General features: G+C 34.6%; 19 protein-coding genes and 1 pseudogene. 3 read left to right on the forward strand and 17 right to left on the reverse strand.

From position 1 onward, the window contains the following. Nucleotides 1-70: 70 nt before the first annotated feature. The 3 genes from FXW34_RS18910 to FXW34_RS18920 are packed head-to-tail and all read right to left on the reverse strand — an operon-like array spanning nt 71 to nt 4202. Complete coding sequence (locus tag FXW34_RS18910; protein ID WP_147535621.1) at nt 71-1960, reverse strand: ABC transporter ATP-binding protein; 1890 nt, start codon at nt 1958-1960, stop codon at nt 71-73. Continuing rightward, nucleotides 1957-3684, reverse strand: coding sequence for an ABC transporter ATP-binding protein (locus tag FXW34_RS18915; RefSeq protein WP_147535622.1), 1728 nt, complete (start codon nt 3682-3684; stop codon nt 1957-1959). The genes FXW34_RS18910 and FXW34_RS18915 overlap by 4 nt, the downstream gene beginning before the upstream one ends. 56 nt (nt 3685-3740) lie before the next feature. Further along, nucleotides 3741-4202, reverse strand: coding sequence for a MarR family winged helix-turn-helix transcriptional regulator (locus tag FXW34_RS18920; protein WP_246141200.1), 462 nt, complete (start codon nt 4200-4202; stop codon nt 3741-3743). Between the two features lie 244 nt (nt 4203-4446). On the opposite strand from FXW34_RS18920, the gene FXW34_RS18925 reads away from it, so the two are divergent. Beyond that, nucleotides 4447-5172 carry a DUF3784 domain-containing protein gene (locus FXW34_RS18925; protein WP_147535624.1) on the forward strand — a complete coding sequence of 242 codons (726 nt, stop codon included), beginning with the start codon at nt 4447-4449 and terminating at the stop codon, nt 5170-5172. Between the two features lie 82 nt (nt 5173-5254). Here FXW34_RS18925 and FXW34_RS18930 read toward each other — a convergent pair. From FXW34_RS18930 to FXW34_RS18960, 7 genes and pseudogenes are all read right to left on the reverse strand, one after another. After that, a pseudogene (locus FXW34_RS18930) lies at nt 5255-6529 on the reverse strand (flotillin family protein); the annotation flags it as partial. A 585-nt stretch (nt 6530-7114) separates the two neighbouring features. After that, the gene (locus tag FXW34_RS18935; RefSeq protein ID WP_147535625.1) at nt 7115-8341 is read right to left on the reverse strand and encodes a hypothetical protein; all 1227 of its coding nucleotides are present in this window, start codon (nt 8339-8341) and stop codon (nt 7115-7117) included. A 227-nt stretch (nt 8342-8568) separates the two neighbouring features. Further along, nucleotides 8569-9402 (reverse strand): hypothetical protein, encoded by an 834-nt coding sequence (locus FXW34_RS18940; RefSeq protein WP_147535626.1) that lies wholly within the window; start codon nt 9400-9402, stop codon nt 8569-8571. Between the two features lie 376 nt (nt 9403-9778). Next, nucleotides 9779-12874, reverse strand: a complete 3096-nt coding sequence (locus FXW34_RS18945) for a type I restriction endonuclease subunit R (protein ID WP_147535627.1) — start codon at nt 12872-12874, stop codon at nt 9779-9781. A 1-nt stretch (nt 12875) separates the two neighbouring features. Then, nucleotides 12876-14153: a restriction endonuclease subunit S gene (locus FXW34_RS18950; RefSeq protein ID WP_147535628.1), complete on the reverse strand. Its 1278-nt coding sequence runs from the start codon at nt 14151-14153 to the stop codon at nt 12876-12878. Beyond that, on the reverse strand, nt 14143-15663 hold the full coding sequence (locus tag FXW34_RS18955) for a class I SAM-dependent DNA methyltransferase (protein WP_147535629.1): 1521 nt from the start codon (nt 15661-15663) through the stop codon (nt 14143-14145). The genes FXW34_RS18950 and FXW34_RS18955 overlap by 11 nt, the downstream gene beginning before the upstream one ends. 214 nt (nt 15664-15877) lie before the next feature. Further along, the gene (locus FXW34_RS18960; protein ID WP_147535630.1) at nt 15878-16111 is read right to left on the reverse strand and encodes a helix-turn-helix domain-containing protein; all 234 of its coding nucleotides are present in this window, start codon (nt 16109-16111) and stop codon (nt 15878-15880) included. A gap of 135 nt (nt 16112-16246) precedes the next feature. On the opposite strand from FXW34_RS18960, the gene FXW34_RS18965 reads away from it, so the two are divergent. Next, complete coding sequence (locus FXW34_RS18965; RefSeq protein WP_147535631.1) at nt 16247-16774, forward strand: hypothetical protein; 528 nt, start codon at nt 16247-16249, stop codon at nt 16772-16774. 1032 nt (nt 16775-17806) lie between these two features. Here FXW34_RS18965 and FXW34_RS18970 read toward each other — a convergent pair. From FXW34_RS18970 to FXW34_RS18985, 4 genes are all read right to left on the reverse strand, one after another. Continuing rightward, nucleotides 17807-18409 carry a flavodoxin family protein gene (locus FXW34_RS18970; RefSeq protein WP_187119031.1) on the reverse strand — a complete coding sequence of 201 codons (603 nt, stop codon included), beginning with the start codon at nt 18407-18409 and terminating at the stop codon, nt 17807-17809. Nucleotides 18410-18766: 357 nt separating this feature from the next. Beyond that, nucleotides 18767-18964, reverse strand: a complete 198-nt coding sequence (locus tag FXW34_RS23465; protein WP_246141197.1) for a nuclear transport factor 2 family protein — start codon at nt 18962-18964, stop codon at nt 18767-18769. A 476-nt stretch (nt 18965-19440) separates the two neighbouring features. Then, on the reverse strand, nt 19441-20256 hold the full coding sequence (locus FXW34_RS18980) for a GNAT family N-acetyltransferase (protein WP_147535633.1): 816 nt from the start codon (nt 20254-20256) through the stop codon (nt 19441-19443). A gap of 208 nt (nt 20257-20464) precedes the next feature. Continuing rightward, nucleotides 20465-20746 (reverse strand): hypothetical protein, encoded by a 282-nt coding sequence (locus FXW34_RS18985; RefSeq protein ID WP_246141199.1) that lies wholly within the window; start codon nt 20744-20746, stop codon nt 20465-20467. A gap of 283 nt (nt 20747-21029) precedes the next feature. Between FXW34_RS18985 and FXW34_RS18990 the strand changes: the two genes are divergently transcribed. Beyond that, nucleotides 21030-22226: an IS110 family RNA-guided transposase gene (locus FXW34_RS18990; RefSeq protein ID WP_147535634.1), complete on the forward strand. Its 1197-nt coding sequence runs from the start codon at nt 21030-21032 to the stop codon at nt 22224-22226. A 156-nt stretch (nt 22227-22382) separates the two neighbouring features. Here the strand turns inward: FXW34_RS18990 and FXW34_RS18995 are convergent, their stop codons facing one another. From FXW34_RS18995 to FXW34_RS19000, 3 genes are all read right to left on the reverse strand, one after another. Then, nucleotides 22383-23195 (reverse strand): GIY-YIG nuclease family protein, encoded by an 813-nt coding sequence (locus FXW34_RS18995; RefSeq protein ID WP_147535635.1) that lies wholly within the window; start codon nt 23193-23195, stop codon nt 22383-22385. Nucleotides 23196-23455: 260 nt separating this feature from the next. Then, nucleotides 23456-23614, reverse strand: coding sequence for a hypothetical protein (locus tag FXW34_RS23075; protein ID WP_187119034.1), 159 nt, complete (start codon nt 23612-23614; stop codon nt 23456-23458). A 163-nt stretch (nt 23615-23777) separates the two neighbouring features. Further along, the coding region (locus FXW34_RS19000; RefSeq protein ID WP_483964280.1) for a bacterioferritin-associated ferredoxin at nt 23778-23878 on the reverse strand (101 nt) is incomplete at its 5' end.

The following is a 23878-nucleotide window of genomic DNA, read 5'->3' on the forward strand; positions in this document are numbered from 1 at the left end:
GGGGACAGTCCCTCACTGCTTTAAAGCAGTGAGGGACTGTCCCCCGTTACGCTGATGCGGTGATGTGTTGTTAGGCTGGTTCTGATTCGAAGTTTCCTTGAGTAAATTGGCTGCTGTATAGGTCAGCATAGAAGCCTTTTTGTTGTAACAGTTCGTCATGTGTGCCTTGCTCAATTACTTGTCCGTGGTTCATGACAAGAATTAAATCTGCTTCACGAATGGTTGAAAGTCGATGGGCAATGACAAAGCTAGTTCTCCCTTTCATTAACGCTTCCATTGCGTGTTGAATTTGAACCTCTGTCCGCGTATCGACGCTACTCGTTGCTTCATCTAATATTAAAATCCTTGGATTGGCGAGGATTGCCCTTGCTATCGTTAATAATTGCTTTTGCCCTTGCGAAATGTTTGAAGCCTCTTCATTTAATATCGTATCATAGCCTTCAGGAAGAGTCCGAATAAATTGATCAGCATGTGCCGCTTTGGCTGCAGCCACAATATCTTCCTCGCTTGCCCCAATTCGCCCATAACCAATATTATCGCGAATGGTCCCATTAAATAACCATGTATCTTGAAGCACCATCCCAAACAAGGTCCGCAATTGTTGCTGCTTCAGCTTGGTAATATCCATTCCATCAATCATAATTTTTCCACCGTCAAGCTCATAAAACCTCATTAATAAATTGACCAATGTCGTTTTTCCTGCACCAGTAGGACCGACTATCGCAATTGTTTGGCCTGGTTTGACGTCAATCGATAAATCGGTGATTAAAGGCTGCTCTTTTTTATAGGAGAATTGAACATGGTCGAACACCACAGCTCCTTTAGGTATTTCAAGAACATTCTTCTCTCCTGTCTCAACCATTTCCTCTTCATCTAAAATTTCAAAAACACGTTCCGCAGAAGCGATAGTCGATTGAATAATATTAGCTATTTGCGCGGTTTGCGAGATTGGATGTGAAAACTGACGTGCATATTGAATAAATGCTTGAATATCGCCGATTTCGATCGTTCTTTTTGTCACAAAAATCCCACCTATGACACAAATTAGCACATAGCCAATGTTACTAATAAAGAGCATCGCCGGCATAATGATCCCGGAAATAAATTGTGACTTCCATCCTGAATCATAAAGTTCCTCATTAATCTTCTTAAATGTATCGACTGATTTCCCTTCCCGACCATATGCTTTAATAATCGGATGTCCTGTATACATTTCTTCAACATGGCCATTAAGAATGCCTAACGTTTTTTGCTGCTGTTTAAAATATTTCTGTGATCGCTTCGCAATCATGATTGTACCAATAAAGCTCAGCGGCAGCGTCACTAAACTAATAAGCGTCAAAAGAGGGCTGATTGTCAGCATCATAATGATTACGCCAACGATTGTAATGACTGCAGTAATCGATTGAGTTAAGCTTTGCTGCAAAGTGTTCGCAATATTATCAATATCATTGGTGACACGGCTCAAAATTTCACCATGAGTTCTTGTGTCAAAATACTTTAACGGCAGCTTCGTAAGCTTTTCATTAACCTCCTCGCGCAGCTTATAGACTACTTTCTGTGCCACACCTGCCATAATATATTGCTGTATATACATAAACGCCGAACTTATCACATATAACACTACTAAAATTAAAAGAATATACCCGATATAACCAAAGTCGACCCCAGCACCAGGCACGCCTTGGTACTTTGCCATCATCCCTTCAAAAAGTTTTGTCACGGCCTTTCCTAATACCTTGGGGCTAACGATTGAAAAAATCGTACTTAAAATTGCCGCTAAAAATACTAGTAATAATTGAATTCTTAATGGTTTTAAGTAACGGATGAGTCGATTAAAGGTCCCTTTAAAATCCTTCGCTTTTTGAACTGGCATTCCCATTCCGTGCGGTCCACCTGAGCCAGGTCCCCGAAAGCCTGGCCCACCTTGCGTTTTCTTTCCGAATTTTCTTTCGCTCATGCTGACTCCTCCTCTGACATTTGAGAAGACACGATTTCACGGTACACTTCACAAAAGTTTAATAACTCCTTATGCGTGCCCATACCGGCAATTTTCCCTTCATCCAATACAATGATTTGATCAGCATTCATGACCGTGGTAACACGTTGTGCGACAATAATAACTGTTGCATGTTCTGTTTCGCTTTTTAGATTCTCACGTAACTTTGCATCGGTTTTTAAGTCTAATGCTGAAAAGCTATCATCAAACAAATAAATTTTTGGTTTTCGGACGATGGCCCGCGCGATAGCTAAACGCTGTTTCTGTCCACCTGAAACATTTGTGCCACCTTGAGAAATTTCAGACTCAAACCCTTTTTCTTTTTCCGAAATAAATTCTGCTGCTTGGGCGATTGTCGCCGCAAAACTGATTTCTTCCTCTGTAGCGTCCTCTTTCCCGTAACGAATATTTTCAGCTATCGTGCCACTAAATAAAACTGCCTTCTGTGGTACATAGCCCATTTTTTCGCGCAGCTCTCCTTGGGCTTGCTCCCGAACATCGACACCATCGATGAGTAATTCACCATCTGATATATCGTAGAAACGCGGAATTAAACTCAATAACGTTGTTTTACCTGAACCGGTTCCGCCGATAATTGCAGTTGTTTCACCTGGTTTTGCTGTAAAAGAAATATTAATTAATGCAGGAAACTCTGCCCCTGGGTAACTAAATGATACATCCTTAAACTCTACTAAACCTCTGTTTTCGTTTGATTGGATTGGCTGGTTCGGGTTTTCTATTGATGGTGCCAATTCAAGCACCTCGTTTATTCTTTGAGCAGAAACCGAACCGCGTGGAACTAACACTAACATGAAAGAAGCCATTACAATCGACATCATAATTTGCATCGCATACTGGATGAAGGCCATTAAATCACCGACCGCCATTTCTCCACTATCAATGCGAACACTACCAAACCAAACAATTGCCACAATCGAAACATTCATAATCAGCATCATCATCGGCATCATAAAAGCCATAATCCGATTCACTTTTACAGCTGTATCTGTTAAATCAAAATTCGCTTCACTAAATCTTTGCTTTTCATACTCATCACGATTAAAGGAGCGAATAACTCGAATTCCCATTAATTGCTCACGTACCACTTGATTTAAGCGGTCCAATTTCACTTGCATTGCTTTAAAAAATGGAATTCCTTTTTTGCTAATAATCAATATCACCACTGCAAGAACAGGAATAACACCGACAAACACCCATGTTAGCTCAGCATCTTGATTGAGGGCCATAATCATTCCACCAATTAGCATAATTGGTGCCATAATCATCATTCTAAGCATCATCATCAAGACGTTTTGTACTTGAGTAATATCATTTGTTGTTCTTGTGATTAAGGATGCAGTTCCAATTTTATCAATTTCCTGTAAAGAGAAATTTTGCACGAGCGCGAATACTTTCTCACGTGTATTTCTTCCAAATGCTGCAGAAACTCTGGCAGAATAAAAACTTACTAGTATGGAACAAATCATTCCACCCGCTGCAACAAGCAGCATGTATCCACCAATTTTCCAAATGTAATTCGTATCCCCACTGACAACCCCCTCATTGATAATATTTGCCATCAGCCTTGGTAAATATAAATCTGCTAGCGTTTGTAAAAAGACAAATAGAAACACTAGAGCAACCTGAAATTTGTAAACTTTCAAAGATCTGAATAATTTCAGCACTTCCTACAACTCCAATCGTCATTCTGACATACGTTTATTTTTTGAAAATCCGCTGTTTATTCTTGTTGACCTTTTTTCATTTGATCGAGAAAATAGTCCTGCATTTTCTTTAAAGTATGAATGAAATCAATAGTTTCTTGTTCGCCAAGGTGGTCAATTAACCCACTATAAGTAATTTGGATTTCTTTCTCGACTTTCTTAAGTACCGTTTTCCCTTCATCGGTCATTCTAATCCACACAGAACGACGATCCGTCGACCTAGTTATTCGTTCTACCTGACCTTTAGCCTCCAACTCGTTTACGAGCTGAGTAACTGTTGGTGCTTTCACATGTAATCTATTACTTATTTCTGAGACTTTCATTTCACCTTCAGCTGATTTATTAATACAAACCAACACCATAATTTCACTTCGTTTTTGTCCAACGTTTGTACGCTGTGAAAAAATCTTTGGAAATTGTCTTAAAGTCGTTAATAATTCCTCAACTAATTCCTTTTTATTATCACTAATTGTAATCACCGCCAATTTTTAGTCAGGTTCCTTAAAACTTAGGTTAACTAACACTTAGGTAACCTAACATTTAACCTACCTAATTAAACAATATTTATTTAGGATTCGTCAAGAAATAATCCTTATGTTTTGCTTGGAGAAATGTCCCTATTTTGTTAGAATAACCCGACACATATGTGTTGATTAGTTTACAATTAATATGAAGAATGTATGAATATAGAGATTTAATTCCCGAACTATAGGAGGTTTCATTATGTGGATTTTCTTAACGGTTCAGCTATTTACAATTAGTCTATTTCTAATTCTCGGCTGGGCTATTCGTAACAAAAAGGCCTACTCGCTTATTTCAGGATTTGCGACTCGTCCTGAAGAAGAACAACAGCAATTAATCGATAATGGATATCCGCAAAAAACTGGAGCAATGCTTCAATTAACCGCCATCGGAATGCTATTATTATTACCGCTTGCATTTACCAAGTTTAAATTTGCGATGGAGTTTGAGTTTGGATTCATGCTTTTCTTCTTACTTGGTGGTTTTATTTACTTATCAAAATTTGAACTTCCTCACAAACGGAAGCGCGCTTATATTATTAGTACTTCTTTCTTTGTTCTCATAACTGGATTTGTTGTCGGACTTTATGTGCTAGGTTATCAAGACTATGAGTTAGTGACTAAAGAACAATCATTTGAGATTACCGGAATGTATGGAGATGAATGGGAGATTAGTGATATTAAGAGAGTTGAACTACTTGAGGAGATACCAAAGGTTACTTCCAAACAAAATGGATTTGGTTTATCCACTTTGGCAAAAGGCTATTTTACTGTGACTGGATACGGGCGTAGCTTGTTATTTATTCAAAAAGACCATTCCCCGTATCTTTATATCGAAGTAGGAGACCAAAAAATCTTCATCAACCACGAACAACCAGACATAACAAAACAATGGTATGACGAACTAAATATCGCTGTAACGCATTAACGTGCTGGGGGACAGTCCCCCAGCACGTTAATGCGTTAAAAGGTTGATAGCGCCGGCAAATCGCCAGCGCTATCACAATAACCTAAATATCCTCTAGACGATCTTTTGTCGTGTCTTTTTGTAATTCTTTAACTACAGAAACTTCCGACTCAATATTTTTTCGAACAGGTGATGCTTTTCCTGAGAAGTTTTCAATAAGTTCTTTCACATCAATCCCTGATGATGCCTTCAACGATTCCTGTAATGTGGCCATCAGGTTAGTCGCATAACCGGTTACCTTATTAGCACCGCTGTTTGGACCGTTAGAGCCTGTATCAACAACCGTAATTTTATCAATATTACCGAGTGGTGCAGCGACTTGCTTTGCGTATTCAGGAAGCATTTTCATAATCATATCGAGAATCGCTGCTTGCCCGAACTGCTCGAAGGCTTCGGCAATTTTTTCCTTTGCTTCTGCTTCAGCAACCCCTTTTAAACGAATAATTTCAGCTTCTGCTTCCCCTTGAGCTCGTTGTGCATCAGCTTTCGCTAAACCATCAATACGCACTTTTTCCGCTTCAGCTTTTGCCATTGCCTCAATCCGATACTTATTAGCATCCGCATCGTAAATTTGCTTAGCCTTTTGCGCGGCAGCTGACTGCTCTACGGAGTAACGGTCTGCGTCCGCTTTCTTTTTAACCTCTGAGTCATATTGCTTTTCACGACGTAAGATTTCTTTTTCTTCAAGCTCGATTTGCTTTTGACGTTCAATGATTTTAACTGTCATTTCTTGTTCAGTTACTTCCTGCTTCGAACGTGCCGTTTCTAAATCATAGGCTTGGTCAGCACGAGCTTTTGCAATATCCTGCTCACGGCGGAACTCCGCGATTTTTAACTGATTTAATTTTTCTGCTTCAGCAATTTCTGTTGCTCGTTCAAGCTCAGCCTTTTTCGCTTCTTTTGCAGCCTCTGCTCGTCTGATACGGGTTTCTTTTTCCGCATCTGCAGTCGCAATATCGGCATCACGTTTCACTTGGGCGATACGTGGTTTACCAAGCGAATCTAAGTATCCATTTTTATCTCGAACATCTTTAATGGTAAAAGAAACGATAACAAGCCCCATTTTCGCTAAATCCTGGGAGGCAACGCGTTGCACTTCCTGTGAAAATTTATCACGATTTTTATAGATTTCTTCGACGGTCATTGAACCAAGTATTGAGCGCAGATGACCCTCTAATACCTCACGTGCTTCATTTTCACGATCCTGCTTTGTTTTTCCAAGAAATTGCTCTGCAGCTGTGGCAATTTCACTTATGGAGCTACCAATTTTTATGATGGCAGTACCATCTGCTGTAACCGGTACACCTTGCTCGGTATATTATCTTTATATTAACATTGTACAAAATTATATTGTTCTATCTAATCATTGATATTATAGTGTTTTCTCAATTAACCTTAGTGTACAACACAAAAAAACGTACATAACTCTATAAATTATGTACACTTATTATTTTTATCTCTCCTATTTTATCGTTAATGAAAACCTCCAATATTATTGAATTTATATCTAACCAATAATCCAAATACATTTTGTGGTTATTGATATCGACACTATATTCTAAGAGAAATCCCCCCACAAAGTTTTTTAAAACTGATCCTCGTTATTGAGCAGTATACCTCTTTTGCCCAGTAGATGTTAAAAAATAATGAAGCGTAAGTCAATTTGACTTAGGCCTATTTCATATTACGTTAGCTAACGAAAATGAACAATAGAGTAAAAACAAGCATTACATTTGCTCCATCTCTAACTCTTTATTATCTAAAGAACAAATGTCTCATAATTTGTCCTTAAACCTTGATGTTTTGACGTTCGTAATTTGTAACAAGTAGCCTGATGCATTTTGTTTATTTAAGCAGTAAGGAGTGGATGAATTTTATACCCGGTCAATCCTCCATATCATATTCACTTTATATGCAAAGCATGTTTATCATTAAATTGTTTATCAATTTTTTGAGTTATTATACCTATACTCCTTACCGATGGCTCTTCTCTATTTATACTCTTTCCTACAAGACTAAAAGATGTTGGTATTAGACAAATAGTAATGTTTTTATTGACCTTAAATATTTTAGAGAATCTAATCAGTAATCCAATAAATCGAGTCTGTATAATAAAAAATACTAGATTGTCTTTGTTTCGATATTTTAAAGATAAATAAATTGTTGAAATAACCTTCGCAATTACAATATTCAAATCGGACGATAAATTTACTTCATTAATATTATTGTATTTACATAATTCCGTTTGAAAATTACTCGAGATTTCTTTTGATATATAATCGGAATAACCATATTTTTTAAAATAGATTTTTCTTGTAGTAGACGACATAACAACTTTCTTTCTTTCCTGAAAAGAAATCAAAGAATGTAAAGTACCACCAGAATTATACTTCTTTTGATATTCAATTGCTTTTTCTGATTTATCAATGATTGTTTTTCTTTCGTAATAGTGAATATTATTTTTTTTAACGACAAAGTAGATTTTTTGTAATTCATAAATATATTCATAAGTATTGGATAAATAATTAAATTCATACTTATTCGTATACCACTCAATTAGTTTAGAGTTTTTTAATTTTGTTAAATACTTGAATAATTTAGTGTCGTTGACAAAATAGCTTTCATAAGTAAAGATAACATTTAAGCTTGCTTCTATGTTTCTAAGAGAACCACGAACAACATTATTTAAGTTGCTTGGTTGCATGACAGGATCTGGAATATAATAATTATTGCTAACTTTACATTTTTTATTCTTAAAAGATCTTTCATACATTATAAACTGAGAAGATGTTGTATCCCTTCTGTTGAGCATAATCTTCCAGTCTCTTAATACTATATCTTCGAGTTCTTTATCAATTGAGAAAAAGTCTTTATTTATACTTAATATGGTTTCTATATTCGCAATAATACTCGAAAGCTCTACTTGAATTAGTTTAAATCCCATCAGTTTTTTTCTATGCTCAGGGACGTAATCGACAATAAAGTAGATAGTAAGGGCCAATAATATACCCATTGATGCATCATATAAAAGCTTATTATTATCTACTATCCCTCCACACCACAATTTGACTATAACAGTAATGCAACCTATAGCGATAAAGAATATCAAGTAATTAATTTTCTCTTTCAAAATATCATCCTCACCTAACGTACCGGGAACAAGGCCCGACTTCTAATCTCCAAATTAAATATTAACAACAAATACCCTTTTATTCATTTTTACACAAGTTACCGTTTGACTTATTATTACAAAACGTAAATATATTATTAATTTAACTTAAATAATATAAAAGCATCATTCATGGATTAATAGATAAACTACCAAGGGTATGGATCGATAATTATTAAACATTGAAGTTAATTGTTTACTGAAATTTGTCTTGTTTCTGGATTGTATCTCACACACTTATCAGTGGTTTTGTCAATCGTATAACCAATCATTTTTTTATGAGAAGGATTATAATTCCTTCCCATGTTAAACTCTTTTCTTATTGTTAATATTAGCTCATGTGCAATTTGTCTTATAGCAGCATGGAGCGGAGACCTTATAGGAATTCCAGGTACATATTTGTCACCTGGTTTATAAGAATCTAGAGATTTAACATCATGGTATTCCATACTACTTAATGCTTTTTCTAAATAATACATATCAAAATTCACCTTAGAATCTATATGCGCTCCTCCACTTTTGTTTACAAAATACTTTATTAAGTCTAAACGAGAAATCACAAGTTTACTACCTGGTTTCTGTTCTAACATTATAAGCCCATCATTATTATCCTTGTTGTAAATAAAGATAGGGGAATTAGCCCAATCATCAAAACTAACCCAAGTTTTGTGATTTATATTTCTATTAAGATTAGGAACAAAGATTAATTCTTGATTAACAACACGGCCATTTTCAATTTCCGGTTTAAATACTGGAGTTATTAAGGTAATCAAATGAATTATATCGTCTTGTTTAGGGTAAGTATTAGATGTTGAACAAAACATCATATCTTCCTTCCTTTTCAGTAATGAAAAAAGGCTTTTAGAACTAGGTCCATCATATGCTAACACCCTAATAAGAGTTGCAAGCGGTAAAGCATAGTTCATTTTCCCCGAGTCTAATTGAACGCAGTAGTCAATAAGTAAATCTAATTGATTCGATAAATCTTCTATTAAATCACTTTCAGTTCTTCTATAATTCATTTTAATAGGCTCCAATCTATCAAATATTGTCAATTATAAATAAAAATAGTTAAAATTAAGCCACTTGAGACAAAGAGATTTCCCATTTAGTAAGTACCACTACTGCCATAACCTCGATTGACAAGATATTTACACAAGTCACCACCATTATTACCAATTTAGAAACGTCAAAAGACCGCGTTTACAACTTTATAGATTTAGTTAAATAAAAAAGTCTAATCCCACTGTAAAGGATTAGGCTTTTTTCTGATATTATGGCCATTTAAATCAGAACACGTTTTTTATATTTAATTTTTTTATTCTTAAAACGACATGTGAGAACGCGGATTTCAGCACACTTTTCATTACGACGTGTGCGGTTGGTAATATCTCTTTGCTATAATAAATCAAACTCTAATTGTGCCATTAATTCAGCTTGTTTGATTACTGTTTCAACAGCTTCCTTCTGTAGATCAGGTGGATACCCATATTTTTTTAGTAATCTCCTTACAGTTACCCGCATTTTCGCTCTTGCTGATTCTCGCAAGTTCCAATCAATACTCATATTCTCTTTTATTGACTTTGTGAGTTCATGTGCAATGAGTTTAAGTGTATCGTCTCCCAAAACTTGTTCTGCTGTTTCATGCGATGCCAAAGCATCATAGAATGCAATTTCCTCTTTAATTAAGCCTGTTTGTTCTCCTCGTTTATGAGCTAAATCCATATCTTTTGCTAAAGCAATTAGTTCTTCTATAACTTTTGATGTTTCAATCGCTCGTTTATTGTATTTATTTAACGCTCCTTCTAACATCTCGGAGAATTTGCGTGCTTTAATTAAATTTATTCGTTGGATACTCTTTACTTTGCCATTTAATAAACGGTTCAATAATTCAACTGCCAAATTTTTATGTTGCATAGCTTTAACGTCTTCCAAGAACTTATCCGATAGTATTGATATGTCTGGATTTTCTAAACCAAGTGTTTCATAAATATCAACTACTTCTTCTGAGATGACTGATTTGGAGATTAATTGATTAATCTGAGCTTCCATTTGTGCGTTTGTTTTCTTTTTACTGCCATCCCCAATGTTTTTTACAAGACTTGCTTTTACAGCTTTAAAGAAGCCTATTTCCGCATTTAGGTCTTGTGCTTCGGGTGTAGTTGCACATAAAGCAAATGCCTTAGAAAGTTCTGTTACTGTATTTAGAAAGCGTTTTTTCTCTTCTTCACCGAGACCTAAAACATAATCCATTGTAGAAATTATGGAGTTCATTCTTTCAGTTGCTTTTTCAGATAGATACCCTTTGTATTCATGCTCATACAACATTTCAAGGATAACTTCATATTTTTCTAACATGATATTCACTGCAACTGATGTATCAACACCTGCTGTCGCCTTATCGCTTTCCGTATATTGATGTAGAGCTTCTTTTAAATTTTCCGCAATACCAATGTAGTCAACAATTAATCCACCAGGCTTATCTTTAAATACACGATTCACCCTTGCAATTGCCTGCATTAAGTTATGCCCTTTCATCGGCTTATCAACGTACATTGTGTTCATTGAAGGCACATCAAATCCTGTTAACCACATATCTCGAACAATAACAATCTTTAACGGGTCATCATTATCCTTCATCCTTTTTGCTAAATATTCACGTCTCTTTTTATTACCGATAAATGGTTGCCATTCAACAGCGTCACTTGATGAGCCTGTCATAACAATTTTTATGACTCCTTTATCATCATCATCTGAATGCCAATCAGGTCTCAGTTTCACGATTTCCTTATATAAATCAATTGCAATACGTCTCGACATAACGACTATCATTGACTTTCCAAATATCGCTTGTTGACGTTCTTCGAAATGTTTTATTACATCTTCTGCGAAACGCTTTAACCTGTTTTCAGCACCAGCTAATGCCTCTAAACGTGACCATTTTGATTTTAAACGTTCTTTAACCGACTGTTCTTGGTCTTCTGTAATTTCCTCGTATTCATCATCTAAATGAAGATCACTCGGTAAATTAAGAGGGATAATTCGACTCTCATAAAAGATTTTTACTGTTGCACCATCTTCAACAGCTTGTGTCATATCGTAAATATCAATGTATTCACCAAAAACTGCGGGTGTATTTTTATCAGTAGCTTCGATAGGTGTTCCAGTGAATCCAATGAACGAGGCGTTTGGCAAAGCGTCTCGTACATATTTTGCAAATCCATACTTCGTATCGGCATCATTGCCACGAATTGTTGCTCCGAAACCGTATTGAGAACGGTGAGCTTCATCTGCCATGACTATAACGTTACTACGATCTGTTAAGCAAGGCATGATGCCAGATTCCTCGTCAGGAGCGAATTTCTGTAAGGTCGTAAAAATAATACCACCTGATTCAACGGACAAAAGTTGTCGAAGTTCATCACGCCCATTCGCTTGGCTTGGTGTTTGACGTAGGATGTCGCTTGAAATAGAGAATGTATTAAATAATTGATCGTCTAAATCATTTCGGTCAGTTAGTACAACAATGGTTGGATTGTTCATTGCTTGGATTAACTTACCTGCATAAAAAACCATCGACAAACTCTTCCCAGATCCCTGTGTATGCCACACAACACCTATCTTACGGTCTCCTTGAACAGCAATCTTCGCCTTTTCTACGGCTTTATTTACAGCATGGAATTGATGATAGGCAGCCAATATTTTATATGTATTCTCTCCATCAGACTGAAATAAAATAAAGTTGCGTATGATGTCCAAAAATCTTGATGGTTCCAACATTCCTTTTAATAACACTTCCAGTTGCGAAAGTGATGTAGGTGCAAGTTCAAGTCCATCAATTGTACGCCATTTCATAAAACGTTCTTCATTTGCAGTCAAAGACCCACAACGAGCATTTACTCCATCACTCGTTATCATAAATGCATTGTAACGGAATAATGAAGGAATTGTTTGCTTATATGTTTGGAGTTGATTGTACCCTTCTGAAATGCCTGTAGCCTCGTTTGTAGCGCTCTTTAACTCAATTACTACTAATGGTAGACCATTTACGAAAACAAGCACATCAGGTCGCTTATTTTGATTTCCTTCTATGACTGTAAACTGATTTACTGCAACAAAATCATTATTTGCGAAATTTTCAAAATCAAATAACCATACTTTTACTGTTGGATTGTAACCATCCTTACCTTGCAACTCAATATCCAAACCATCTGTAACCATTTGATGGAATTTTTGATTGTTAATCACTACATTTGGTGATTCATTTGCTTCAATTTTTTGTACTGCAAGTTCTAATGCTTCTCTTGGAACTCTGTGATTAATACGAAATAAGGCTTCCCTTAATCGGCCTGTTAAAACCACATCTCGGTAACTATCTCGTTCAGGATAATCTCCTTCGTGAGCAATATCAGGGCCAGCTAAAATGGAATAATCCATTTCAGCTAACCATTCAAGTGTTGCTTCCTCTAAATCTGACTCCATATACTTAAACATATTAGTCAACCACACTTTCGTCTGGAACTTCAATCGCTCCAGAAAGAAGTTTTGGCAGTAGAGAATCTCTTAAATCTTCCAATATCCCTATCTCCACCGTCATTGAATAAATTTTTTCAAATAACGAATTTACACTATTTTTAAATGCCATCAATAATTCATTAGAAGGCTTTATAACGGGGATTTTTCTAAGTTCACTTAAACTTATATATTGTTGAGTGCTTCCAGCCATACGCTCACTTATGTATACTTTCATTGAACTCGATTTTAAATAACAATATATGAATTCGTAATCTGTTATCTTAGATGATTTGATAAGACCTATATTCTTAATTGCGAAATTCACAAATTTATCTTGTACTAAATAAAGTCTACCAACAGTACCAATCATACTAATTAAAATATCATGTCTTTCAACAAGGCTTCTTTTATTTACTTTTTCAAAATCTTTCGATGAAATAAGTTTAGCTGAGGAAAAGTCTATACTATTTTTTCTCAAATGTTTTGAAGTAACCAATGGAAATCCTTCTACAACTTGTTTAGGTGATTCATGAGTTCCATCTTTAACTTCACAAATTTCGTTTAAGCCTACATAATTCCATCCTTCTGGGATCTCTCCTAATTCACACTCAACCATAACACCACCACTTGATTTATATGGAAGACCATCCTTATTCGGAAACTCAAAATCAATGAACCATTGCTTAAATAACGAATCATAAATATTTTCAATGCAATTTATTATTCTAATATTTGTATTAATTTTTTTATCTATCGTTTCTAATATCTCAACTATTTTATTTTGCTTTTCTAATCCAATAAGTGGTACATCGAATTCCACAAAATCCTTTTGATATAAATGTGGTATAACACTCCCCTCTTTCCTAGATTCAATAAAATTTTTAAAATATGGAGATTTTAAAATATAATAAATAAACATTGTGTTAAAAATATCTGGTCTAATATTTCTCAATACAAATAATCCTGAAGCAACTGTGGTCGGAAAGTCTAATTCTCTAATAATGTCTACCTTCCCTATCGTTCCATCTTTTGTAATTACTATATCGTTTTCCTGTAGCATTATTTCAGGGGATTCTTCATATCTTTCTTTTGAAATATAATCACACTCTTCCCAATCTATCCCATTCTCAGTCAAACTCTTCCCGTTTATTATCCTATAATCGCTATAATCCAAATACTCTCCTTTTTTTAGACCTTTCCAACCGATTCTTCCTTTTATATAGAGATAGTCACCGATTTTGACAGTATTATATTTCATAACCAATTCCTCTTAATACATAGCGAATTTTGTCCTCTAAGTTCCTTGATATTGCTAATTGCTCTGACAACTCACCTGTTAATCGTACCATTTTATCCTCAAATGCTTCACCGTCATCCTCTGTTTCCTCTAACCCAACATAACGACCTGGTGTAAGAACATATTCATTGTTTTTTATATTTTCTATTGTCGTAGACTTACAAAAACCCTTTATATCTTCATACTCTTCATTTACGTTTCCTCTCCACTTATGGAATGTATCCGCAATCAATTTAATATCTTCTTCTGAAAATTCCTTATGAGTACGATCAGCCATGAATCCAAGTTTACGGGCATCTATAAATAGAATTTCATTATTGCGTTTTCTCTTACCTGTTTTGTTTTTATCCTTTGATATAAACCAAATACACACAGGAATCTGTGTCGAATAGAATAATTGACCAGGTAATGTAACGATACACTCTATTTTGTCTGCTTCGATTAAATTTCTTCGAATATCGCCCTCACTTGATACATTGGAAGACATTGAGCCATTTGCCAGAACAAAACCTGCTGTTCCTGATGGCGAAAGTTTTGAGTACATATGTTGAATCCAAGCATAGTTCGCATTTCCAATTGGAGGTACACCAAATTGCCATCGAACGTCTTCACTCAATTTTTCTCCACCCCAATCTTTAATATTAAATGGTGGATTTGCTAAAATATAATCAGCTTTTAAACCTTTGTGCAGATCGTTAAGGAAGGTATCTGCATTATGGGAACCGATATTACCATCAATACCACGAATAGCTAAATTCATCTTACAAAGTCTCCACGTTGTAGGATTTGATTCCTGTCCATAAACAGCAATATCTCCAAGTCTTCCTTGATGTTCCTCAACGAACTTTTCACTTTGTACAAACATTCCACCTGAACCACAGCAAGGGTCATAAATGCGGCCTTTATATGGTTGGAGCATTTCAACTAATAATCTGACTACAGATGAAGGAGTATAAAATTCTCCACCGCCTTTTCCTTCTGCACTTGCAAACTTACTCAAAAAATATTCATAAACACGACCTAATACGTCTTTAGAACGACTATCGGCATCGCCAACTTTAAAGGAGAATAAATCAACAGTTTCCCCCAAACGCATCTTGTCCAAAGCTGGTCGTGCATAATTTTTTGGTAATACCCCTTGCAATGATGAATTTTCTTTTTCAATAGCAATCATAGCTTTATCAATTAATTGTCCTATTTCTGGTTTTTTCGCATTATCTTTTATGTATGACCAACGAGCTTCTTTCGGAACCCAGAATATATTTTCTGCTAAATATTCGTCTTTATCTTCTGGATCTGCATATTCATCTTTTGCTAATTCATCATATTTTTCTTCAAATGAATCAGATACATATTTTAAAAATAGTAAACCTAATACTACATTTTTATATTCAGATGCATCCATTGAACCTCTTAATTTATCTGCCATGCTCCATAACTTTTCTTCAAATCCTATATTTGCAGTTGCCATATTTTTTCCTCCTAAATGCTCTTAACTATATGATGTCAATTTTAGGTAATGAAGTAAAGACATATTCCTTTTATTCGTTAATTTGTCGTATTAAGTAAGAAATTAGACAAAAAAATAGACTACGTTCCTTTTACCGGAACGAAGCCGTTTGTATATATAATTATTATACATAATGACAAATTTTCTGAAAAAATTTTATATCAATATCGAATATTTAATCTGATATTCCCACTAACTTTTCGACTTCAACAATTAGTTGACTAGGTTTTATATCTAATTCATTTGCTAATTTAAAAATATTGCCGAGGGATGGATTTCTCTTACCTCTTTCAAGCAAACTTATATATGTCCTATCCAATTCACAATTAATTGCAAGTTTCTCTTGGGATAACGATTGTTTATTCCTGTATTTTTTTAGTACAATTCCAAATGCTTCCTCCGTCCTCATGAACATCACCTTATACTTTTTTATTAATACTCAAAGAAATGTGTTGTTCAGTCTACGGACAATAGTCTGCAATTTGTTAGAAAATATGTTAAAATAATTTTATGCCTACAAAAAATCATAATATGGAGAAGTAGAATGACTGAAACCCTAAAGATTATAGAGACCTCAGCATTGCCAATACAACTAAAAGAATACTTTAGAGGTAGTAGAAGAATTCAAAAGTTAATAACAGCAGAAATAATCGAGGATATAGAAGATTTATTTTTATACTATGACTCCTTATATCATTTTGATCTTTCTAAGTTTGGTGTATGTACAATTGATTCTTTAATAAAATGCAAAGACTTTTCTTCGTATTATTTTTACCTTAAAAAAATCTTAGAAAACCATTTAGATGTTGAATTGAAGGATGACAATAACAGCGTAAGGATTAAGAAGGATATTATAAATGATGAGTTTGAAAAATCTGCATTTGAAACTTTTAAATTAATTCCAATTGAATCCCATGAACAATTGACTCAATTAAATTTTTATTTAGGTAAATTAGAATTAATCAACAAGTTAATTGTGGATGAGAACTATATCAGCATTTATGATAAAATACTACAGTTGTTGGATAACTATAATACTATGAAAAAAGCAACCAATAAGATGGACAATTAAAAATAAAGTAATAAAAAGCATTTGAATGATACATTGTAAATATAAGGTTGAAACATGAAAAACTTGTATATGTCTGTAATAGGTTAATCAAAATTACAAAAGTTACTGATTACGGCCTTAAGAATGTGCCAATTCTACCATTATTCTTGCTGGTAATTTTCAAATTTTCACCATCTGATGCCACCCCATTTACCATCGGAATAACCTCAATGTTTGAGAATTTACAAGGTTAAGGATTTTGAAAGGTAACAAGCCTACATTCTCGGTGTATAAGTGAGAATGTAGGCATTAGTTACTTCATTAAACGCACCCGATTGCGGAATATCGTTATTGAATAGTTATCTATACACTTTCAAAATCCAAACTTTCACCCTCAATCATAGTAACTCACCACTTGTTTCTTCTGCGCAAACATCGAAAAATGTTTGCTTTTTCTATGGATATCATAAATGAGTAGGTACATACTAATACTAATCCAAGACTTGGCAGTTTTACAAAAAAAGGCGGTGATTTCATGAAGAAATTTATTGTATTAATGCATTTAATTTCAGGCACTTTTGCAGCTTCCTTCGTTTTATACTTTGTTAGGAAAAACTCATCCGAACATAGAAGAATTATGACATCTGTTATAGGAACTCAACTTCTATCGTGGGTATTTCACTTTATTACACCTATGATAAAAAAAGCGAAATCTTAAAGGCTTCGCTATTAACCCCTTTTAAACACCAACATTCAAATACTTTACAAAATCTTTTTCCGAGCTAAATCCCTAAACTTTAAACGTTCATGGACACCCCGACTATTTTACCGAATTCCATTCAAATTCACTAGTTTTGACTTCGGCGTGAATTGTTATTAGGTTCACCTAAAAATCCAAATTTCTTTAAAGGCCTTACTACACAATTAGGCCCAAACATAAAGAAAGAGCACAATTCTTGCTGGTGAAGTGCGCCCTTTTCTGAAATATCTTTCCTCTTATATTAGCTAGTATAATGGAACAACAAGAAGCTTCCATTAGCTGGTTTAATTCAACTACAGTTCCTGATTCTTCATCTCCATAATATCACTTGCCTTTTTTAACAACCTTCCTACATAAGCATTAAGCTTTTGTTGAACAAGTGCATTTTCTATTAAGTCTCCATTTATAGGTTTCATATCATAATCCCTAGACGAAAACAGGACTGTTTCTGGGAAAAAATTAAGTCCATCAAAGGAATATAAGGCTTCGTGGGTGGACATATCCGCACCAGATGCAATGTTCCCTATGAATATAAAATTTAATTTCCTCAGATATTCTTTTTCATAGTTCAAATCCTGACTAACAAGTGCTTGTGACCTTTCCGATAGTATAAAATACGTTGAAGGAAGATGTCCACAATAGGTCGGAAGCGAGAATAGAAGTAAATCTGCTTCTAAGCATTTTGTAATCAAAGAAGGTATGTCATCATTGATTGGACATACTAAACTTTTGCAACATTCTAAATTACAATTACTACAAGGGTTGATATTCAAATCATTAATATTAACGATTTCCACCTCGTAGGAATTGTCCTTAAATTTTTCCATACAGTAATGAATCATCCTCGTTGAATTCCCATCATTCCTTGCACTGAAAACTAGACCAAGTATTTTCATTCTATTCCCCCAAAACATATACCAGTTATCTAATATAATTCTATCTGCTCTTATGATTAATAGAATTAACAATTTGTTGAACTATCCAGTTCCGCAATTGAATGGTCCAAAACAAAAATAGGCGCATCTCTTGTTTGAGATTTGCGCCCGATACTTTAAGTGGGTTATTTCACAAAACTAATGCCTGTTTGTTTGTAGTATGTTATTTGGTAGGCGTTCCCTGATGGAATATCATTTGCCATTCACCTTGATTTTTTTTCCAAATGGAGCTTCTTAAAGCATATTTACTATCGTTATGTCTAAATGTTTGATACGTAGCCAATAAAACATCTGAAGCTAACATTTTAATTTTAAAATCTATTCTGTAAATTTTATCAAATTGTTAGCATCAATTCCTTTAACTACACCAAGTTGTGCTTTTTTATCATAATAATTTCCTGAACTCCCAAATTCTAAAAAGTCATCTGCAAGAAGCTCATCAAAATCTTTATATTTATAGTTCATTAAACTCTTTTCAAGATTAAGAATATGATCTGCCAGTACGGAATGCTCCATCAAACTCTCTCCCTTTTAAAACATTTTACTTGTAATTCTCCAAGAAGAATTAGTTATCCTTCTTTCAAAACCTGCCTTTATAATTTAAGTGCACTCCTTCACAATGTCCATTAGTGTTACTAAACAATCTGGGCCCAAAACGTAAAATTGGCGCTTATCCTTGCTATGGATAAGCGCCCGATTGTTGAATATAGGTATTGAAGTTAAGCTATCATTCTACATTGTTGAAAATCTTGTTCAACTAACCACTTACTTAAATAAAACGACTCCCCAATAAAGAAAACTCATAGAAAGAAAAACAAACACAAAAGTAGTTATCGCTTTTGGTAATTTACGATAAAAGTATATTAATGCTAAACCTATGAGTATGTGAATGAAAGCAAAAAGAATAAGACTCATATATCTCACCTCTTACCTAAAATGAACCATTATCCTTAATAAAAAATAAGCAATCTTTCACAAGCCTACCCCTCTAGTCAATATGAATTACAACAAGTAAGGGTATTAGACAAGGTAAAATTGACAATAGATAACTCCGCTGTTATCCCATAGCCTAAACTTTCATATACCCGAACAGCGGGCAAGTTATCTGCAAACACCCCCAGATAGACATCTGGTGAAAGTTTTTTACCGAGTTGTGTCAATTCACTTGTCAGATGCTTAGCTAATCCTCTTCCTCTGTAATCTAACCTGGTAACAATGTTCCCCAGCTCCACGAGCTTAGAGTCATAAAAATGATAACCACCTACAGAAACAAAAGCCTCCCCTTCCTTAACTCCGAGAAAAGGACAATACTCTAACTCGTTCTTAGTAAAAAACTTCATTCCGCCCTTATGTAGAAAATCAATTACCTTGGAAAATTCATATTCCCTAACCTTTTCCGTTATTTGTGAATCAAGGAGTTTCGATTCATCCTGATGCTTCATGGTTAAAAAACGTTGAGGGGTTCCCCTGATAAGACCAAAAGATTGAAAAAGCTCCAGGTCCCGTTGACATAGTATCGTGCCACAAACAGCATTTTCGTCAAGTTTGATTGTTTCACTTGTAAAAGCAACGAGATCTGGAAAAAAGATGTTATTTTCTTCAAGTCGGAAAAAGGAAAACGCAGGGAAGGAAAGTTCGCTAAAATAAGCTAATATGGCAGTAAGTTTTTCTTCAACGAATTGGCAAATAAAAAGGGCTTTTTCCCTTCTTTGAACTAAATAACTATAAAAAAGTAAATCCTGATCTGGACTAATGTGGGGCAATAGTTCGATGATTGTATCGTGAGTAAGTAATCGATGTGAGATCAATTTGGTCACCTCTTAATCAATATATTTCCATTTTAAAGTAATTTATTGGTTTAAATTATCAATATTTCAAATGATTTGTTAATCTTTTTATCTAACTATCTGCCCCAAAAATGAAAAAGCGCTAATCCTCGCTACAGGAAAGCGCCCATTTGTGGAAGATCATTTGTTAAATCTTCTTCGAGATAATCAGTTGTTTATGTGGAGAACTTTATTTATGTCGTAAAGGTTTTTCGGGCCTGTTTGGACAATAATCACAGTCAAGGTCTCCACATTTAGATTCGGTCCAGGAGTTACAATTTGGACAGAAATAAGCATCGAAATCTTCGTAATAAACTAAGTTGAATTTACAAAAAGAACAACGTTGTTTTTTATCAATAAAACCTTCAATTTCAACGTCATCAATAATAACTAAGTCATCTTTTTCTTCTATTTTCATAAGTCCTCCCTTAATCTTTTTCCTTCTCCCCTCAACTGCTACCTGCCTAAACATGAAATAAACTCGACCATCTTTAGATAATCGCGCCCTTTCGTATTATAAGGTCAATCAGATATTTCTGGTTGGCCTATTTTTTATAGGTTATTCTTTAGGTAGCCGGGGTAGGACGTTCGCGCCCTTGGAACTTTGATTCCGTCCATTATACTGTCCACCCCCTACTTGTAGAAACATGTTTGAGGCTGGTTGGGACGTTGATCCCGCATAACAAGCGAAGCTATGAAACTACAAGATAGACAGGGGCTGCCGGCAAATACAGTAAAAGGAGATGTGATAAAGCATGGATCCAGTCATTGGCCTGGATGTTGCAAAAGGAGAAAGCCAAGTCCAAGCTTTCCTGGCAAGAAAGCAACCTTTTGGAAAAACCTTTAAATTTAAGCATGATACCAATGGTTTACGTGATTTTCATGTATTTTACCAGGAGGTCAAATTAAACGCTGAAACAGATCCTGTAGTCATTTTTGAATCTACTGGACACTATCATGAACCTGTACTTCAGTATCTTGAGGAAAGGAGGATAACCTACTATTTAGTGAATCCAGTGGTTTCTTACGAAACTAAAAAGAGTAGTCTTCGAAAGGTTAAGTCAGACCCAGCTGATGCTCGACATTTATGCGAACTTTACTACAAAGAAGATCTAGAAACATTCCACCGAAAAAATGTTCAAACCATGAACTTACGTAATTTATCTAGACAACATGATTCATTAACCCGAAATTACGTACAGTTAAAGCTGCAGTTTCAAACGATTCTAGATCAAGTTTTTCCTGAATATAAAGGCGTTTTTGGGAATTTGTATTCACAGGTATCTTTAAAAATTTTGCTTTTATATTCTACTTCCGACTGCATTTTAAAAGCCCCAACAGATGAAATAGCAAGTATGATGCATAGTCTAGGAGGAAAACGTTCATATGCATGGTTTTGGGAAAAAGCGAATAAGCTTAAAGAGGCAGCAGAACGAAACCCGTTTAAGAAAACCCTATATAAAAGCCACTTAGTGACCTTAAAGATGTACATCCAAATGCTTCTTCAACAAAAAGAGTTTCTATCCATCCTAGAGCAAGAGATAGATGCATTGGCCACGGAGTTTGAAGAGTATAAGATTCTCCGTTCTATACCAGGAGTAGGATGTAAGATTGCGGCTACACTCATCTCCGAAATCGGGGAAATCACGCTATTTAGTCATCCTAAAAAGCTAGTGGCCTATGCAGGAATTGATCCAAGGATTTTTCAATCAGGTAAATTTACAGCTACCATAAACCGTATCACGAAGAGAGGCTCTACCAAGCTACGACAATCTTTATATACAGCCGTTCAGTGTGGATTAACGAACAATCGAAACACCAGGCTTAGAGAGTTTTACGACAAAAAAAGAAGTGAGGGAAAACCTCACAAAGTAGCCATAATAGCCTGCGCCAACAAGCTATTACATTGGATTTATGCAATTCTTAAACATAAAGAGCCTTTTAAAGTGTAATGAATGTTAATTTATTACACTAATTACAAAAACTTCAAATTAGGGCTTTGAAGTTTATTTGTCATGCCTAAATTCATTATACCATGATTAATTTTAATATTTTAAATGAAAAATGTTGACTTATATTAGCTGGTATTGTTGAATACGGAGGCTTGATTATTTCTTGATTTTTTTATTAGCCTTTTGATACTCTTTCATTACCTTAACAAAGCCATTAATGAAATGTATATTGTATGGCAACTTAAGTTCTGATACTAAACTTTTGGTGTAGTGCCTTCTCTTACGATCATTTGTTAGGCTAAAAAAAGAATCTGTTCCTTTTATCTCATTTAATATTAAATCCGCAACTTTTGGGTAATCATAATTGTTGAAAAAAGGTTTATCCATTATATTACCCGGCATCCTATTATAACCTTTTGCAAATGAATCATAAGCCCTAATTGCATTATCCTCTAACTCGTTTAAAGATGTAAATGAGGTATTCTCTAAAGGGATTAAACTAATACTGAATGTTTCTCCACAACTATAATCATTATATATTTCAGGATTTCCTGTTGGTTCTTGAAGAAAGTGCTTATAAGCCCTGTCGAATACGTTATCGGATTTTCCAACATAATACTTATCATTTACACGATTATGGATAATATAAATACCAGCGAAATTTTCAATACCCCTGCTTTCTCTTACATATTTATTTTTAAGTTCAAACAACTCATGTGGAGTAAATTTTTTTATCTTATCTCTAAGAACATCTAAGTTTTTTCTCACAATATCTTTACTTGCATTGCGTTCAAACTGTGCTTTTTTTAGACGAACATAGTGTGCTGGTAGTGTAGTAGGATCATATTCATAATCCTCACCTATAACCATCTTTAACCAATTCAGTTCATCCTCTGTTAGTTTTGAATCGGAATGGAAATCGCTACTCAAAACCTTCCTTATCCAATTCAGTTCATCTTCTGTTAACATATAACCACCTTCCAAGGGCTAATATTTAACATCAATGTCTGAAAAAATTCCACATTTGAAGTTATTTTCCTTTTCTTTCGATAATCTGTAGACTTAATTGATTAGAGAGCAAAAAAAAGGGACTGCTAAAAAAAAGCCCCAGTTGTTCGATTGTTGCGCCGATTGCTGAATATTGAGAAACCGAAAAGTTGTACAATAGTTTTGCTAAAGTACCATTAAAATAAATAATAATTTCTGTGAGGAGATGAAAAACAGAATTACTAATTATCACACTTACCAACTAATTTTGATTTTATTTCCTCTAATAATTCATTCTGCTTTTTTTGATTTTCTAGAACCTTGTCTGTTAATTTTTCAAGAGTTTTAGTAATAGACCATAAAGAAAGGAGAATTACAAGAATAATTGCTAAAGTATCCACTCTATCCACCCCTAAATCTTCCATTTAATAAATTATATCATAGGTAATTTATCTAATATTTTGTTGAACAAAAAGAAAGAGCGAATTTCCCGTAGAGCGCCCAAATATGAAATAGGCGCAATCATCTTTCGATAATTGCGCCCGTTTACGGAATAAAAGTTATTTATGTTAAACCTTTGATAAAGGCTGTTACGTTTCCTAAACAACAACTGCCTTGTGGATTGTTCACCTCACAACCACAACGATTCTCTTTAATGTTTTGAC

This window comes from Bacillus marasmi (assembly GCF_902168435.1).
In the GTDB taxonomy this organism is placed as follows: Bacteria; Bacillota; Bacilli; order Bacillales; family Cytobacillaceae; genus Bacillus_BU; species Bacillus_BU marasmi.

What these genes read in the sequence shown, in the direction of transcription:
- FXW34_RS18910 (WP_147535621.1), bottom strand. Translation starts at nt 1,960, where the DNA reads ATGAGCGAAAGAAAATTCGGAAAGAAAACGCAAGGTGGGCCAGGCTTT.
- FXW34_RS18925 (WP_147535624.1), top strand. Translation starts at nt 4,447, where the DNA reads ATGTGGATTTTCTTAACGGTTCAGCTATTTACAATTAGTCTATTTCTA.
- FXW34_RS18940 (WP_147535626.1), bottom strand. Translation starts at nt 9,402, where the DNA reads ATGAATTATAGAAGAACTGAAAGTGATTTAATAGAAGATTTATCGAAT.
- FXW34_RS18945 (WP_147535627.1), bottom strand. Translation starts at nt 12,874, where the DNA reads ATGTTTAAGTATATGGAGTCAGATTTAGAGGAAGCAACACTTGAATGG.
- FXW34_RS18950 (WP_147535628.1), bottom strand. Translation starts at nt 14,153, where the DNA reads ATGAAATATAATACTGTCAAAATCGGTGACTATCTCTATATAAAAGGA.
- FXW34_RS18955 (WP_147535629.1), bottom strand. Translation starts at nt 15,663, where the DNA reads ATGGCAACTGCAAATATAGGATTTGAAGAAAAGTTATGGAGCATGGCA.
- FXW34_RS18960 (WP_147535630.1), bottom strand. Translation starts at nt 16,111, where the DNA reads ATGAGGACGGAGGAAGCATTTGGAATTGTACTAAAAAAATACAGGAAT.
- FXW34_RS18965 (WP_147535631.1), top strand. Translation starts at nt 16,247, where the DNA reads ATGACTGAAACCCTAAAGATTATAGAGACCTCAGCATTGCCAATACAA.
- FXW34_RS18970 (WP_187119031.1), bottom strand. Translation starts at nt 18,409, where the DNA reads ATGAAAATACTTGGTCTAGTTTTCAGTGCAAGGAATGATGGGAATTCA.
- FXW34_RS23465 (WP_246141197.1), bottom strand. Translation starts at nt 18,964, where the DNA reads ATGGAGCATTCCGTACTGGCAGATCATATTCTTAATCTTGAAAAGAGT.
- FXW34_RS18985 (WP_246141199.1), bottom strand. Translation starts at nt 20,746, where the DNA reads ATGTTTAGGCAGGTAGCAGTTGAGGGGAGAAGGAAAAAGATTAAGGGA.
- FXW34_RS18990 (WP_147535634.1), top strand. Translation starts at nt 21,030, where the DNA reads ATGGATCCAGTCATTGGCCTGGATGTTGCAAAAGGAGAAAGCCAAGTC.
- FXW34_RS18995 (WP_147535635.1), bottom strand. Translation starts at nt 23,195, where the DNA reads ATGTTAACAGAAGATGAACTGAATTGGATAAGGAAGGTTTTGAGTAGC.